The 15963-nt window shown below is 54.7% G+C and carries 15 protein-coding genes and 1 other RNA gene; 11 read left to right on the top strand and 5 right to left on the bottom strand.

Annotated features, from left to right (window positions below; all coding sequences use genetic code 11):
- Positions 1 to 3: 3 nt before the first annotated feature.
- The gene (speB, locus tag E2F51_RS02810; RefSeq protein ID WP_134822681.1) at positions 4 to 924 is read left to right on the top strand and encodes an agmatinase; all 921 of its coding nucleotides are present in this window, start codon (positions 4 to 6) and stop codon (positions 922 to 924) included.
- Between the two features lie 63 nt (positions 925 to 987).
- Here the strand turns inward: speB and E2F51_RS02805 are convergent, their stop codons facing one another.
- A complete protein-coding gene (locus tag E2F51_RS02805) occupies positions 988 to 1740 on the bottom strand; it encodes a M48 family metallopeptidase (RefSeq protein WP_134822680.1) in 753 nt (250 codons plus the stop codon).
- A 284-nt stretch (positions 1741 to 2024) separates the two neighbouring features.
- On the opposite strand from E2F51_RS02805, the gene tkt reads away from it, so the two are divergent.
- The 7 genes from tkt to E2F51_RS02770 all read left to right on the top strand — a co-directional run bounded on the left by tkt (position 2025) and on the right by E2F51_RS02770 (position 10501).
- Entirely contained in the window at positions 2025 to 4016 is a 1992-nt protein-coding gene (tkt, locus tag E2F51_RS02800) for a transketolase (protein WP_134822679.1), read from the top strand.
- Between the two features lie 293 nt (positions 4017 to 4309).
- The gene (gene epd / locus E2F51_RS02795) at positions 4310 to 5329 is read left to right on the top strand and encodes an erythrose-4-phosphate dehydrogenase (protein WP_013203673.1); all 1020 of its coding nucleotides are present in this window, start codon (positions 4310 to 4312) and stop codon (positions 5327 to 5329) included.
- 50 nt (positions 5330 to 5379) lie between these two features.
- Positions 5380 to 6540: a phosphoglycerate kinase gene (gene pgk / locus E2F51_RS02790; RefSeq protein ID WP_013203672.1), complete on the top strand. Its 1161-nt coding sequence runs from the start codon at positions 5380 to 5382 to the stop codon at positions 6538 to 6540.
- 94 nt (positions 6541 to 6634) lie between these two features.
- Complete coding sequence (gene fbaA, locus E2F51_RS02785; RefSeq protein ID WP_013203671.1) at positions 6635 to 7714, top strand: class II fructose-bisphosphate aldolase; 1080 nt, start codon at positions 6635 to 6637, stop codon at positions 7712 to 7714.
- Positions 7715 to 7909: 195 nt separating this feature from the next.
- Complete coding sequence (mscS, locus tag E2F51_RS02780; protein ID WP_134822678.1) at positions 7910 to 8824, top strand: small-conductance mechanosensitive channel MscS; 915 nt, start codon at positions 7910 to 7912, stop codon at positions 8822 to 8824.
- 144 nt (positions 8825 to 8968) lie between these two features.
- Positions 8969 to 9589, top strand: coding sequence for an arginine exporter ArgO (gene argO / locus E2F51_RS02775; protein WP_134822677.1), 621 nt, complete (start codon positions 8969 to 8971; stop codon positions 9587 to 9589).
- Between the two features lie 186 nt (positions 9590 to 9775).
- Positions 9776 to 10501, top strand: coding sequence for an oxidative stress defense protein (locus tag E2F51_RS02770; RefSeq protein WP_134822676.1), 726 nt, complete (start codon positions 9776 to 9778; stop codon positions 10499 to 10501).
- A gap of 79 nt (positions 10502 to 10580) precedes the next feature.
- Here E2F51_RS02770 and E2F51_RS02765 read toward each other — a convergent pair whose 3' ends face one another.
- Complete coding sequence (locus E2F51_RS02765) at positions 10581 to 11477, bottom strand: LysR family transcriptional regulator ArgP (protein ID WP_013203667.1); 897 nt, start codon at positions 11475 to 11477, stop codon at positions 10581 to 10583.
- A 204-nt stretch (positions 11478 to 11681) separates the two neighbouring features.
- On the opposite strand from E2F51_RS02765, the gene rpiA reads away from it, so the two are divergent.
- Together rpiA and serA are read left to right on the top strand one after the other, a co-directional pair.
- On the top strand, positions 11682 to 12341 hold the full coding sequence (rpiA, locus tag E2F51_RS02760; RefSeq protein WP_013203666.1) for a ribose-5-phosphate isomerase RpiA: 660 nt from the start codon (positions 11682 to 11684) through the stop codon (positions 12339 to 12341).
- Between the two features lie 303 nt (positions 12342 to 12644).
- Entirely contained in the window at positions 12645 to 13880 is a 1236-nt protein-coding gene (gene serA / locus E2F51_RS02755) for a phosphoglycerate dehydrogenase (protein WP_013203664.1), read from the top strand.
- An 88-nt stretch (positions 13881 to 13968) separates the two neighbouring features.
- Here serA and E2F51_RS02750 read toward each other — a convergent pair whose 3' ends face one another.
- From E2F51_RS02750 to zapA, 3 genes are all read right to left on the bottom strand, one after another.
- On the bottom strand, positions 13969 to 14556 hold the full coding sequence (locus tag E2F51_RS02750) for a 5-formyltetrahydrofolate cyclo-ligase (protein WP_013203663.1): 588 nt from the start codon (positions 14554 to 14556) through the stop codon (positions 13969 to 13971).
- Between the two features lie 97 nt (positions 14557 to 14653).
- Positions 14654 to 14837: non-coding RNA, 6S RNA (gene ssrS, locus E2F51_RS02745), on the bottom strand.
- A gap of 42 nt (positions 14838 to 14879) precedes the next feature.
- Positions 14880 to 15209, bottom strand: a complete 330-nt coding sequence (gene zapA / locus E2F51_RS02740) for a cell division protein ZapA (protein ID WP_013203662.1) — start codon at positions 15207 to 15209, stop codon at positions 14880 to 14882.
- Positions 15210 to 15380: 171 nt separating this feature from the next.
- On the opposite strand from zapA, the gene E2F51_RS02735 reads away from it, so the two are divergent.
- Positions 15381 to 15959: a YecA family protein gene (locus E2F51_RS02735; protein ID WP_013203661.1), complete on the top strand. Its 579-nt coding sequence runs from the start codon at positions 15381 to 15383 to the stop codon at positions 15957 to 15959.
- Positions 15960 to 15963 lie beyond the last annotated feature (4 nt).

The following is a 15963-nucleotide window of genomic DNA, read 5'->3' as shown; positions in this document are numbered from 1 at the left end:
GGTATGAATAACACCCTGGGCAACCAGTACGACAACTCGCTGGTGTCAAACGCCTTTGGTTTTATGCGTTTTCCGGTCAACTTCCAGCCTTACGACAGCGACGCTGAGTGGGTGATCACCGGTATTCCTTTCGATGCCGCGACCTCCGGTCGTCCTGGCAGCCGCCTGGGCCCTGGCGCGATCCGTCAGATCTCCACTAACCTGGCGTGGGAAGGCTGCCGCTGGCCGTGGAACTTCGATCTGCGTCAGCGTTTAAAGGTGATCGACTGCGGTGACCTGGTGTACGCCTTTGGCGATTCTCAGGATCTGACCGACAAGCTGCAGGCGCATGCCGAGAAGCTGCTGGCCAACGGCAAGCGTATGCTGACCTTCGGTGGCGATCACTACGTGACGCTGCCGCTGCTGCGCGCTCATGCTAAATACTTCGGTAAGATGGCGCTGGTGCATTTTGATGCCCATACCGATACCTATTCCAACGGCCCGACCTTCGATCACGGCACCATGTTCCACCATGCGCCGAAGGAAGGCCTGATCGATCCGGCACACTCGGTGCAGATCGGTATCCGTACCGAGTTTGATGCCTCACTGGGCTTCAACGTGCTGGACGCGGCGCAGGTTAACGAGCGCAGTGTTGATGACATCCTCGCTCAGGTGAAGCAGATCGTTGGCGATATGCCGGTTTATCTGACCTTCGATATCGACTGCCTCGATCCGGCGCATGCGCCAGGCACCGGCACGCCGGTGATCGGCGGTCTGACCACCGATAAAGCCACCAAGCTGGTGCGCGGTCTGCAGGGGCTGAACATCGTCGGGATGGATCTGGTGGAAGTCGCACCGGGCTATGACCAGTCCGACCTGACCGCTCTGGCTGCCGCCACGCTGGCGCTGGATATGCTGCATGTTCAGGCCGTTAACAAAGGCTAGTTTCATCAGCAGAAATGAGAAGGGCGCCGGATAAGGGCGCCCTTTTTTTATGGCAACACGCGGTTATTTACCGGCAGCGATACGCTCTTTGATGTGCTGAGCGCGCGCTTCGGAAGCCGGGTGGGAGTCAAACATCGAGCTTTGATGGCTGCTTTCCAGTTTCGCCAGTTTTTCGAAGCTGGTGACCAGGCCGTTAGGATCGATGTTGCGCTTTTTCATCAGGTCGAAAGAGTAATCATCTGCCTGCGATTCCTGCTTCTGCGAGAACTGCGCGTTAACCAGTTTCTCACCCAGGTCTGCAAGCTGCGACTGGGACAGCGTACCGGCGATGCCGCCCACGGAACCCATGGCGGTACGGGCAGCGGTGGTGCTGTAGGCAACCTGCATCGCGCGACGGCTATGGCCTAATGCCACGTGGCCCATTTCATGGCCCAGCACACCCTCGACTTCATTGTCGGTCATCATATCCATCAATCCGCTGTAAACGCGGATACAGCCGTTCGCCATCGCCCAGGCATTGACGTCTTTGGTGATGTACACCTTGTAGTTGGCAGGCGTGCCGTTGATGTTGTCACCCAGTGCGGCGGAGATTTTCGCCAGGCGCTGCGCATACGGGCTGGAGTCGGGCGCAATTTGCGCTTCGCTATCCATCTGCGCACAGGATTTCACGCTGAGTTCTTTGACCTGTTCATCGCTAATGGTGGCGGCCTGATAGGCCTGCGCACCAGACTGCATCAGCGCATTGCTGTCTACTCCCTGACAACCAGAAAGTGCGGTAATCAGTCCCAGAGAAACGAAAGAGAGGGGTAATTTCATATTATTTCATCCATCAGTAACAAGGTAATAAAAACAAGTACCTGCCAAACCGGCAGAAAAAAACGCTGCTTATAAAGAGAGCGTTATAACGTGCGCATCTACGAATGCATAGTGGTTATAGCCACAAACCGCAAGTTTACGCCTGCTATTTTGCACGTTTCGCCATGTACAGCAGACCCGTCTTTCATGTACATTGAGGGTCGACTTTTACAACTTTGCCTGATAACTCATTGATTAAAATAGGTTAAGGACGGCGAAGCGTTTAATCCGACCTGGAGTAGAACATGTCTTCTCGTAAAGAGCTTGCTAACGCCATTCGCGCATTAAGTATGGATGCGGTACAAAAAGCCAAATCTGGCCACCCTGGCGCCCCGATGGGCATGGCAGATATCGCCGAAGTGCTGTGGCGTGAATTTCTGAACCATAACCCTACCAACCCACTGTGGGCCGATCGCGACCGCTTCGTGCTGTCGAACGGTCACGGCTCCATGCTGATCTACAGCCTGTTGCACCTCACCGGCTACGATCTGCCGATTGCTGAGCTGGCAAACTTCCGTCAGCTGCACTCTAAAACTCCAGGTCACCCGGAATTCGGTTACACCGCAGGCGTGGAAACCACTACCGGCCCACTGGGTCAGGGCGTGGCTAACGCCGTAGGTATGGCCATTGCCGAGCGCACGATGGCGGCGCAGTTCAACCGTCCGGGTCACGATGTTGTTGACCATAACACCTATGTGTTCATGGGTGACGGCTGCATGATGGAAGGTATCTCCCACGAAGTGTGCTCGCTGGCCGGTACGCTGAAGCTGGGCAAACTGGTTGCCTTCTATGATGACAACGGTATCTCAATCGACGGTCACATTGACGGTTGGTTCACTGACGACACCGCCAAGCGTTTCGAAGCTTACGGCTGGCACGTGGTGCGCGGTGTTGACGGTCACGATGCAGCCGCAATCAAGCAAGCAGTTGAAGAAGCGAAAGCGGTTAGCGACAAGCCTTCCCTGTTGATGTGCAAAACCGTGATTGGTTTTGGTTCACCAAACAAAGCCGGTACCCACGATTCACACGGCGCACCGCTGGGTGATGACGAAGTGGCACTGACCCGTAAGCAGTTGGGCTGGAGCCACGCGCCGTTCGAAATCCCACAGGATATCTACGCGCAGTGGGATGCGAAAGAAGCCGGTCAGGCGAAAGAAGCCCGCTGGAACGAGAAGTTCGCGGCCTACGCTAAAGCGCACCCGGAGCTGGCGGCAGAATTCAAACGCCGTATGGGCAACGAGCTGCCGGCTAACTGGCAGGCTGAGTCGCAGAAGTTCATCGAACAGCTGCAGGCTAACCCAGCAAAAATCGCCAGCCGTAAAGCGTCGCAGAACACGCTGGAAGCCTTCGGTAAACTGCTGCCAGAATACCTGGGCGGCTCGGCTGACCTGGCGCCAAGCAACCTGACCATGTGGTCTGGTTCTAAGCCAATCAATGAGGATCTGGCCGGTAACTACATCCATTACGGTGTGCGTGAATTCGGTATGACCGCCATCGCTAACGGCATCACGCTGCACGGCGGCTTCCTGCCATACACCGCGACCTTCCTGATGTTTGTTGAATATGCGCGTAACGCTGCGCGTATGGCTGCACTGATGAAAATCCGTCAGGTGATGGTCTATACCCACGACTCCATCGGTCTGGGCGAAGACGGTCCTACGCATCAGCCGGTTGAGCAGATGGCCAGCCTGCGCGTCACCCCGAACATGAGCCTGTGGCGTCCATGTGACCAGGTTGAGTCTGCGGTTGCCTGGAAATACGCTATCGAGCGCTTCGACGGCCCAACGGCACTGATCTTCTCCCGTCAGAACCTGGCGCAGCAGGATCGTACGGCTGAGCAGCTGGCCAATGTGGCTCGCGGTGGTTACGTGCTGAAAGACTGTGATGGTCAGCCGGAAATCATCCTGATCGCCACCGGTTCAGAAGTTGAACTGGCGGTGGGCGCGTATGACAAGCTGACCTCCGAAGGCCGTAAGGCGCGCGTGGTGTCGATGCCGTCTACCGATGCCTTCGACAAACAGGATGCCGCATACCGTGAAGCGGTTCTGCCGAAAGCGGTCAGCGCCCGTGTGGCGATTGAAGCCGGTATCGCAGATTACTGGTTCAAATACACCGGTCTGAACGGTGCAATCGTCGGTATGACCACCTTTGGTGAGTCAGCGCCTGCAGAGCAGCTGTTTGAAATGTTTGGCTTCACCGTGGATAACGTGGTCGCTAAAGCGAAAGAACTGCTGTAAGCCCAGCGGGGCGGGATTGCTTCCGCCCCGTTTTCACTTTTCCGCCGTCATCCCCGGCCGTGGAATTTTCTAAATCTGTGACTTAGATCTAAAGATTGTCGCAGCAATTGATCCTCGTCATTCCTATTATTCCTCCATTCTATTATTCTCGCTGAACCGTTTCAGTTTGCGTAGTTGCTGAAGATATACGGGCTTAGTACAGTTTTTCTGATGCAAGAATTCCCTGTACAAATTTGAACGTCTGGCTCAGGCTAACGCTCCAGTTTTACACCGAATTCGGATGCAGGAGTGATATGACGGTTCGCATTGCCATAAACGGTTTTGGTCGCATCGGGCGCAACGTGTTGCGTGCTCTTTATGAAACCGGGCGTCGTGCAGAGATCACCGTGGTGGCCATCAATGAGCTGGCTGACGCGGCGGGAATGGCGCATTTACTGAAGTACGATACCAGCCACGGGCGATTTGCCTGGGATGTCCGCCAGGAGCGGGATCTGCTGTGGGTCGGCGAAGATACCATTCGTCTGCTGCATCGTGCGGAAATCAGCGATCTGCCGTGGCAGGAGCTGAATGTCGATGTGGTGCTGGATTGTACCGGCGTGTATGGCAGTCGTGCAGATGGCGAAGCCCATCTGGCCGCCGGCGCGAAAAAAGTGCTGTTCTCCCATCCTGGCGGAAACGACCTGGATGCCACCGTGGTTTTCGGTGTGAATGAGAAAGAGCTGCAACCGGACCACCTGATCGTCTCCAACGCTTCCTGCACCACCAACTGTATTATTCCGGTGATTAAACTGCTGGATGATGCCTTCACCATCGAGTCGGGCACCGTGACCACTATCCACTCAGCCATGCACGATCAGCAGGTGATAGATGCGTACCATCCCGACCTGCGACGCACGCGCGCAGCCAGCCAGTCGATTATTCCGGTCGATACGCGTCTTGCCGCCGGCATTACCCGTATTTTTCCTAAATTTAACGACCGTTTTGAGGCGATAGCGGTACGTGTCCCTACAATAAACGTGACGGCGATTGATTTGAGCGTCAGCGTGAGGGAGGCGGTGCAGGCGTGCGAGGTTAATGCCTTGTTGCGAAACGCGTCAGAAGGGGCATTTAGTGGTATAGTTGACTATACGGAATTACCGTTAGTCTCCATAGATTTTAACCACGATCCGCACAGTGCCATAGTGGACGGCACGCAGACGCGGGTCAGCGGTCAGCACCTGATCAAGACACTTGTCTGGTGCGACAACGAGTGGGGCTTTGCTAACCGAATGATCGACACAACGTTAGCGATGGCCGCAACCGGTTTCAGGTAGGGCGCGGTTTGCGCCTGTCAAAACTTAGAGAATCAACGAGAGGATTCACCATGTCTGTAATTAAGATGACCGATCTGGATCTTGCTGGCAAACGCGTACTTATTCGTTCTGATTTGAACGTGCCAGTGAAAGAAGGGAAAGTGACGTCGGATGCACGTATCCGTGCCTCATTGCCGACCATCGAAGCGGCGTTGAAGCAGGGCGCGAAAGTGATGGTTACCTCCCATCTTGGTCGCCCGACTGAAGGTGAATACAACGAGGAGTTTTCCCTCCTGCCAGTTGTTAACTATCTGAAAGACAAACTCTCTTCTCCTGTTCGCCTGGCGAAAGACTACCTTGACGGCCTGGACATTGCCGAAGGTGAGCTGGTCGTTCTGGAAAACGTTCGCTTTAACAAAGGCGAAAAGAAAGACGACGAAGCCCTCTCTAAAAAATATGCCGCCCTGTGCGACATCTACGTGATGGATGCCTTCGGTACCGCACACCGCGCGCAGGCGTCTACCCACGGCGTCGGCAAATTTGCCCCAATCGCGTGTGCTGGCCCACTGCTGGCTAACGAACTGGACGCGCTGGGTAAAGCGTTGAAATCGCCAGAGCGCCCAATGGTGGCGGTGGTTGGCGGTTCTAAAGTCTCTACCAAGTTTGACGTGCTGAACTCGCTGGTAAAAATCGCGGACACCGTGATTGTCGGCGGCGGCATTGCCAACACCTTCGTGGCGATTGATAACAACGTCGGTAAGTCTCTGTATGAGCCTGATTTTGTTGATGCGGCGAAAAAACTGCGTGACGAATTTAAAATCCCGGTTCCTACCGACTCCCGCGTAGGCACGGAATTCTCTGAAACTGCACCGTCTACCGTGAAAAAAGTCAGCGAAGTGAAAGATGATGAAGAGATCATGGACTTCGGCGATGAAACCGCACTGGCAATGGCTAAGATCTTGAAAGAAGCCAAAACTATCCTGTGGAACGGTCCGGTTGGCGTGTTCGAATTCCCGAACTTCCGCAAAGGCACTGAAATCATTGCTAATGCGATTGCAGACAGCGACGCATTCTCTATCGCAGGTGGCGGTGATACGCTGGCGGCCATCGATCTGTTCGGTATCGAAGATAAGATCTCTTATATCTCTACCGGCGGCGGTGCTTTCCTGGAGTTCGTGGAAGGCAAAACACTGCCAGCAGTCGCCATGCTTGAAGCGCGTGCAAAACAGTAATTACTGGGGCGGGAAGTTGCTTCCCGCCAGAATGATTTACCCGTTTGACGGGTTCCGAATCTCTTAATACGACCGACGAAACAGGACAAAAAACATGTCTAAAATTTTTGATTTCGTAAAACCAGGCGTTGTCACCGGCGACGACGTGCAGAAGATCTTCAAAGTAGCGAAAGAAAACAAATTCGCTCTGCCAGCCGTTAACTGCGTCGGCACCGACTCTATCAACGCCGTTCTGGAAACCGCTGCTAAAGTTAAAGCCCCGGTCATCATTCAGTTCTCTAACGGTGGCGCAGGCTTCATCGCCGGTAAAGGTCTGAAATCAGACAAGCCACAGGCTGCAGCAATCCTGGGCGCAATCTCTGGCGCGCACCACGTGCATCAGATGGCAGAACATTACGGCGTGCCGGTTATCCTGCACACTGACCACTGCGCGAAAAAACTGCTGCCATGGATCGACGGTCTGCTGGACGCGGGTGAAGCTCACTTCGAGAAAACCGGTAAGCCACTGTTCTCTTCTCACATGATCGACCTGTCAGAAGAGTCACTGGAAGAAAACATCGAGATCTGCAGCACCTATCTGGCCCGTATGGCTAAGATCAACATGACGTTGGAAATCGAACTGGGTTGCACCGGTGGCGAAGAAGACGGCGTGGACAACAGCCACATGGACGCTTCTGCACTGTATACTCAGCCAGAAGACGTTGATTACGCTTACGAAAAACTGAATGCCATCAGCCCGCGCTTCACTATCGCTGCGTCATTCGGTAACGTGCACGGCGTGTACAAGCCAGGCAACGTTAAGCTGACTCCGACCATCCTGCGTGATTCTCAGGACTATGTGAGCAAGAAACATAACCTGCCACACAACTCGCTGGATTTCGTCTTCCACGGTGGTTCCGGTTCTTCTGCTGCAGAAATCGAAGAGTCAATCAGCTACGGCGTGATCAAAATGAACATCGATACCGATACCCAATGGGCAACCTGGGACGGTATCCTGCAGTACTACAAAAAGAACGAAGGCTATCTGCAGGCCCAGCTGGGTAACCCGGAAGGCGCAGACAAGCCAAACAAAAAATACTACGATCCACGTGTCTGGCTGCGCGCATCCCAGTCATCAATGATCGTTCGTCTGGAGCAGGCATTTAAAGAGCTGAACGCAGTCGACGTTCTGTAATTTTGCCGCGTTAACGACAGTATGAAAAAGGTCCCTTACGGGGCCTTTTTTTTCGCCTGTCCGGTAACAAATTGTTAATTTGACTGCTTATTTGGCAGAGCGCGGCATTATTGGTTACCCTTTGAGTTTGGGATGTCAGTTTGTCTGGCAAAAAACTGCTTACTTCCCGCAGGGGAACAACAACAGGAAAACGAAATGGAAGATCTGAACGTGGTACATGGCATTAACAACGCAGGAGGTTGGCTGGTGCGCAACCAGGAGCTGCTGTTGAGTTATGTCGTGAATATCGTGGCGGCCATTGCGATTATCATCGTCGGGATGATTGTGGCGCGACTCATCTCCAACACCCTGAATAAAGTGCTGCTGGCGCGTCACATCGATGCCACGGTAGCCGACTTCCTTTCAGCGCTGGTGCGCTACGGGGTCATCGCCTTTACGCTGATCGCCGCCCTGGGCAGGGTAGGCGTGCAGACCGCCTCGGTGATCGCGGTGCTCGGTGCCGCCGGCCTGGCCATTGGTCTGGCGCTGCAGGGTTCGCTGGCTAACCTGGCGGCCGGCGTGCTGCTGGTTACCTTCCGTCCGTTCCGTACCGGTGAATTTATTGATATCGGCGTGATGGGGACAGTGCAGAGCGTGCAGATCTTCTCTACCACCCTGAAAACCGCCGACGGCAAAATTGTCGTGGTACCGAATGGTAAAATCATCGCCGGGAATATTGTTAACTTCTCGCGGGAGCCGGTGCGCCGTAATGAGTTCATTATTGGTGTTGCCTATGATGCCGACGTTGATCAGGTGATCAAACTGCTGCAGGAAGTGGTTGATGCCGAGCCTCGCGTGCTGCGCGATATGGGCATCCAGATTGGCCTGAATGAACTTGCCGCCTCTTCAGTGAACTTCGTGGTGCGCTGCTGGAGTAATGCCGGTGACCTGCAGAACGTCTACTGGGATCTGATGAAGAACTTCAAGCGCACGCTGGACGCGCATCAGATTGGCATTCCTTATCCGCAGATGGACGTTCACCTGCATCAGGTGAAGTCGGCTGAAGATCAGCAGGCTGAAGCCAAAACCGCGACGCCAGAGGTGGCGCCGTCGTTACCTAAGCCAGAGTAATCAGTAAGTTAAAGGCGAGCCCCGGTTCGCCTTTTTTGCCTTAACGATATTAGTAAAACTGATATCACATTAGTTTATTCCATTTCCTCTAATGCACCTGCCGCTATACACTCGCCTGCAATTATTCAGGACGAGGTGTTTCCCGTGTTTTCAATCTTCTTTCAGGGCATGGCCCTGGGTGCTGCGTTAATCCTGCCGCTGGGACCACAAAATGCGCTGGTGCTAAATCAGGGCGTGCGTCGTCAGTACCATCTGATGACTGCGGGGCTGTGTACCCTGAGCGACATCGTCCTGATTTGTGCCGGGGTGTTTGGCGGCAGCGCCTTACTGACCCAGTCACCACTGCTGCTCAATCTGGTGACCTGGGGTGGAGTGCTGTTCCTGCTGTGGTATGGCTGGGGGGCGTTACGCACCGCGTTCAGTGGCAATATCGACCTCTCTTCCTCCGCCGCGATGAAGCAGGGACGCTGGCGGATTGTCGCCACCATGATGGCGGTGACCTGGCTGAATCCACATGTCTATATCGATACCTTTGTGGTGCTCGGCAGTCTGGGCGGACAGTTGCCGGCAGATGCGCGTAGCTGGTTTGCGCTGGGGTCGGTTACCGCATCAATCCTGTGGTTCTTTGGCCTGGCGTCACTCGCCGCCTGGCTGTCACCGGTGCTGAACACGGCGAAAGCCCAACGCATCATCAATGCGCTGGTTGGGGTGATGATGTGGGGCATTGCGTTAAAGCTGGCGCTGCAGGCAACAGGTTTCCAGTAATTGTCTGATGGGGATGATTTCAGTCACAAGGAACTCACTCCAGGAATTAAGGTCATAGCCTGATACCCGAAAACGCAATAACATATGCCAGCTTGTTGCGTTTTAACGGAACATTTCTCTGGCGGTGAGGCAATTTTCCCCGTCAGTAAACCTTGATGTGACTGAAATACCCCACGGAGGAACCCAGTGAAGCTTACTAAATTGGCCCTGGCCGCAATGATGGGATTTGGAACCGTACCGGCTCTGGCGCTGGCAGATGAGCTGCCGAATGGCCCACACGTTGTGACGTCTGGCCAGTCCAGTGTTGAAGCCACACCGGATATCGCTACGCTGGCTATTGAAGTCAGCATTTCGGCGAAAGATGCCGCGACAGCCAAGACTCAGGCCGATACGCGAGTCGCGCAGTACTTTGATTTCCTGCAGAAAAATGGCATTGAGAAGAAAGATATTGATGCCGCTAACCTGCGTACCCAGCCAGAATATGACTACACCAAAGAAGGCAAAGCGGTGCTGAAAGGCTACCGTGCGGTGCGTCAGGTGCAGGTGACTCTGCGTCAGTTAGATAAGCTGAACGAGCTGCTGGACGGTGCGCTGAAGTCTGGCCTGAACGAAATCCGCTCCGTTGAGCTGGGCGTGGCCCATCCGGATGAGTACCGCAACAAGGCGCGTCAGGCGGCGATTCAGGACGCGACGCAGCAGGCAGGCGAGCTGGCGAAAGGCTTTAATACCAAGCTGGGCCCGGTTTACAGCATCCGTTATCACGTTGCTAACTACCAGCCAATGCCGGTCGCGCGCATGTATAAAATGGCCGATGCCGCACCGATGACCTCTGCGGCGGAAACCTATGAAAAGCAGAGTATTCACTTCGACGATCAGGTTGATGTGGTGTTTGAACTGCAGCGTAACCCGTAATCGCAAAAAGGGCGTTGTCGCTGACAACGCCCGGTGCAGGCTGCATTCAGGGCTCCCAACGGGAGCCTTTTTTTATGGCCTATTCCGGCTGACGCAGGACGCGATGGCCGTGAGCGATCAACGCATCGGTGACCTTGCGCATCAGGCGGCTTTCTGGCGCGAAGCGGTGCCAGTAAAGCATCCGGCGCTGGAACAGGCCCGGCGTTAAGTCAATCAGCTCGCCTTCTGCCAGCTCGCGCTCAATCTGCAGGTGCGGGATCATACAGCAGGTGGTGCCCTGACGCGCCAGCTGCACAAACGCTTCCGACGAGTTAACGATATGGCAGGGCACGCTGCCCGGCGACAGGTCAAAGTTCTGCTGTAAAAAGGCCTGATGCATATCATCCAGATGGTCGAAGGCCACCGCGGGCGCTTTCAGCAGGGCAGAGCGGGTCACGCCATTCGGGAAATAACGCGCGGCAAATTCCTTCGAGCCGACAAACAGATAATCCAGCGCGCCGAGCTGATCCACCAGGCAGCTTGGCAGAGGCTGAGGTTGAATACTCACTGCCCCAACCACTTCGCCACGACGCAGGCGTTCCTGCGTGCGGCTTTCATCTTCCACCTGCAGGTTCAGACGCACCGGAGAGTCGGTTAATACGGTTTTCAGCGCGGGCAGCAGCCAGGTTGCCAGACTGTCGGCGTTTATCGCCAGCGACAGCAGCAATGGCGTGGTGCCGCTGTTCTCATCGCCCAGCCACTCCTCTTCCAGCAGTTCAACCTGGTGCAGTAACGCCAGCAGCTTTTGCCCTTGCTCGGTTGGGCGTGGCGGCACGGTACGCACCAGCAGCGGCTGGCCGAACATGTTCTCCAACTGCTTGATTCGTTGTGAGACTGCCGACTGGGTAATGCAAAGCTTTTGTGCTGCGCGTTCGAAGCCGCGCTCGCGAATCACTGCATCCAGCGCCTGAAGCGTGCGATAATCCGGGCGTTTCATAGTGGGTGATAACTCTCTTTCAGGTGTGGAAACTGCACTATGCCATATTTTTGTCACTTTGCCCTGGGCAAAGGCGACATTATCCCGCTTCAGGTTTGTGGCCTGGCTTCCAAAGTGCCAACAAAGCCCGCGTGAAGGCAGTCATTTCCATCGGGTTGTTTTATACTAGCGCCACACTGTAGCTGTACGGAATCTAAACTTACCATGACACAGGATGAACTGAAAAAGGCCGTAGGTTGGGCAGCGCTGGACTACGTTACCCCGGGCACCATTGTCGGTGTGGGAACGGGTTCCACTGCCGCTCACTTTATCGATGCATTGGGCTCGATCAAACACCAGATTGACGGTGCGGTCTCCAGCTCTGAGGCTTCAACAGAGAAGCTGAAAAGCCTGGGTATTCAGGTGTTCGACCTCAACGAGATTGACTCCCTGTCGGTCTACGTCGATGGCGCTGATGAGATCAACGGCATGATGCAGATGATCAAAGGCGGTGGCGCGGCGCTGACGCGGGAGAAAATCATCTCTGCGGTGGCGGATAAGTTTGTCTGTATCGCGGATGAGTCTAAACAGGTTGATGTGCTGGGCGGTTTCCCGCTGCCGGTGGAAGTGATCCCGATGGCCCGCAGTTTTGTGGCGCGTGAACTGGTGAAGCTGGGTGGCCTGCCGGAATACCGTCAGCATGTGCTGACCGATAACGGCAACATTATTCTCGACGTGCATAATCTGAAAATTCTGGACCCGATTGCGCTGGAGAAAGCGATTAATGCGCTGCCAGGCGTGGTCACGGTGGGGCTGTTTGCCGCACGCTGTGCCGACGTTGCGCTGATCGGTACCGCCAACGGCGTGAAGACCATAGTAAAATGATCTTACCGGCGCCGCACTGGCGTCGGTTATTTTCTGATAAAAAACATCTTTTCTGAACCCGATGAAATTTGGTGACTTATGTCACATAACTTTCATGCGCAGGCGTATCCTGCTAATCCTTTTCACCATTCCCCGATTATCTGCCAAATTGTGCTGCCTTGCCTGTTAGCCGTGCTGGCATCCAGGCAATCGTTTGTATTGCCGCAGCCGTAAATTTTGATATTTTGGCTGAAGGCTATCTTATACCCGGATGTAGATAGGGGTAAGCTGGCACTTCTGAAGTCGCAAAAATAGGGTCGGGAAATGGCAAAAGTATCACTGGAGAAAGACAAGATTAAGTTCCTGTTGGTGGAAGGCGTCCACCAGAGCGCGGTCGAGAATTTGCGCGCATCAGGGTACACCAACATCGAATTTCATAAAGGCGCGCTGGACAGCGACGCTCTGAAAGAGTCCATTCGCGACGCGCACTTTATCGGTATCCGCTCGCGCACCAACCTCACTGAAGACATTTTCGCTGCGGCGGAAAAACTGGTGGCGGTCGGCTGCTTCTGTATCGGAACCAACCAGGTTGATCTGACTGCTGCTGGCAGCCGTGGCATCCCGGTATTTAATGCACCTTTCTCCAATACCCGATCCGTTGCTGAGCTGGTCATCGGCGAGCTGCTGTTAATGCTGCGCGGCGTGCCTGCCGCGAACGCCAAAGCACACCGTGGCATCTGGAACAAACTGGCCGTGGGTTCTTTTGAAGCCCGTGGTAAGAAGCTGGGCATCATCGGCTACGGCCATATCGGCATGCAGCTGGGCGTGCTGGCGGAAAGCCTGGGTATGCACGTGTTCTTCTATGATATCGAGAGCAAGCTGCCGCTAGGTAACGCCACGCAGGTTCGCCATCTGTCTGATCTGCTGAATATGAGTGATGTGGTCAGCCTGCATGTGCCAGAGACGCTCTCTACGCAGAATATGATGGGCGCAGAAGAGCTGGCGATGATGAAGCCAGGCTCACTGCTGATTAACGCCTCACGTGGCACCGTGGTCGATATTCCGGCCCTGTGTAAAGTGCTGGCGGACAAGCATCTGGCGGGCGCGGCAATTGACGTGTTCCCGGAAGAGCCTGCGACCAACAGCGATCCGTTCCTGTCGCCGCTGTGCGAGTTTGATAACGTGATCCTGACGCCACACATCGGTGGCTCAACGCAGGAAGCGCAGGAAAATATCGGTATCGAAGTGGCGGGCAAGCTGGCTAAGTACTCGGATAACGGTTCAACGCTGTCTGCGGTTAACTTCCCGGAAGTCTCTCTGCCGATGCATGGCGACCAGAGCCGTTTGCTGCACATCCACGAGAACCGTCCCGGCGTGCTGACCGCAATCAACAACATCTTTGCAGACCAGGGCGTCAACATCGCCGCACAGTACCTGCAAACCACCCCACAGATGGGTTATGTGGTGATTGATGTCGATGCACCGCAGGATGTGGCGGATAAAGCGCTGCAGCTGATGAAAGCGATTCCGGGCACCATCCGTGCTCGTCTGCTGTACTGATTAAGCTGGCGGGTTAACGCCCGCTCCAGTAATCACCCTAAAAAAAGCCCCGGCAATTGCCCGGGGCTTTTTTTAGGGTGATTCAGCCTTACCACTGCCAGATTTTCGATGGCGTGATCATCGCCGGGAGCGGCACATCCCACTCCGCAACGGGCAGATCATCAACCCGCTGGCAATCATGCCCAAGGCCGACGGGTAAAAATCCGTGCTGCTGCCAGTTTTGCAGCGTGCGGTCGTAAAAACCACCGCCCATCCCCAGCCGTTGTCCCTGCTTGTCAAAGGCCACTAACGGCACCAACAGCACATCCAGCTCGCTAAGCGTGGCCAGATTGCGGATATCCAACGGCGGCTCAGGAATACGCAGCCGGTTGGGTGTAAGCGTCGTGTGCTCGTCATAACGAATAAACAACAGCTGGCCTTCGGAGAACGGATGGAGCACCGGCAGGTACACCTGTTGCTTGTGCTGCCAGAGTTTGGCAATCAGCGGACGGGTATTCAGCTCACCGTCGAAAGAGAGAAACAGGGCGATTTTTTTGGCTTGTTGTATCGGAGCAAAATTAAGCGCGCGTTCGGCGGCTTGCACGGCGGCGAGCTGTTGCTGCTCGGGTGTCAGTGCCCGACGGAGGTGACGAACATGGGTGCGGATATCCTGGCGATCGAGAAGATTCAGGTTCATAGCTCACCGTGTAGTAAGACTGGACAGGGGTAAACACAGAAATCACACGCTGGGTGTTGGACAGGAACGTACCAGAAAGGAACTACTGTAAAGAAGTGGAATCTCCGAGATGCCGCCGCAGGCTGTAACCCTTGAACCCTTGGTTCAAGGTGAGACTGCCGTCGTAACCATCAGGCTTCTCGGACGAACCGAGCTTGCACACAGGTTACAGAGCGTCAGACTCTGATGGTATTAAATATCGGCTCAGGGGACTGGCCCGCTTGCAAACATCTCAGAGAAATTTTGTACTTCACCGTCACTCTAACACAGATAACGATGAGGTGTTATTCGAACTTACTGCCGGTCCGGTCCGTAATGCGACCCTGTTCAAGCAACGCCTGTTCAATGGTCTGTTGCAGCATCCGGATGCGCTGCTCCATGTTACTGGCATAGTCGCGGGTTTTCAATTTCTCCGCAGCCAGCTCATGGCAAATATTGAGTGCAGCGATAAATACCAGCTGCTCTGTGTTAGTGACTCTAGTGCGAACTTTTAAATCTTGCAACCGTTGATTAAGGTCTTCGGCAGCCATATTCAGCGCATCTTGCTGTTCAGGCGGACAATTTACTCTTAACGAACGACCAAAAATTTGAATATCTACGGGTTGAGCAGACATGCCACCATCCTGACTGATTACTTCGCCGCCAATCTCCCTTACCGCTCAATGGGTTGGGAGGGGCGCAACTATAACTACGCCTTATAGAAGAAACAACCCCTTTTCTGGAATCGTTGAGGCACCTGGTGGTAGCATAACACGAACTTATCCAGCCAACGATGACCAAAACGTATGTCACTATCAAACACAATGCCGGGCTATGATGCGCTGGCTTCAGCACTGACGCAGCAGGGCGTAGGGATGACACCTGCCGAAATGCACGGTTTACTCAGCGGGATGATCTGTGGCGGCACGCAGGACAGCAGCTGGCAAACCCTGGTTCATGAGCTGACCAACGAAGGCATGGCGTTTTCCCAGTCGCTGGCTTTGCCGCTGCAACAGCTGCATGAAGCCATCGGAAATACGCTTGCGGAAGAGGGCTTCCTGTTCCAGCTCTATCTGCCAGAAGATGATGACATCACCGTGTTCGATCGCGCCGATGCGCTGGCGGGTTGGGTGAACCACTTCCTGCTGGGTCTGGGCGTTTCCCAGCCTAAACTGGACAAGGTGAAAGGCGAGACCGGCGAAGCGATCGACGATCTGCGCACCATTGCTCAGCTTGGCTATGATGAAGACGAAGATCAGGAAGAGCTTGAGCAGTCACTGGAAGAGGTGATCGAGTACGTTCGCGTTGCGGCGTTACTCTGCCACGATACCTTCACCCATGTGCTGCCAACCGCTGTGGAAGTACAAAAACCGACCCTGCACTAAGCGG

This window comes from Erwinia sp. QL-Z3 (assembly GCF_004551645.1).
Taxonomy (GTDB): domain Bacteria; phylum Pseudomonadota; class Gammaproteobacteria; order Enterobacterales; family Enterobacteriaceae; genus Erwinia; species Erwinia billingiae.
This window is presented reverse-complemented; position numbering and strand designations above follow the sequence as displayed.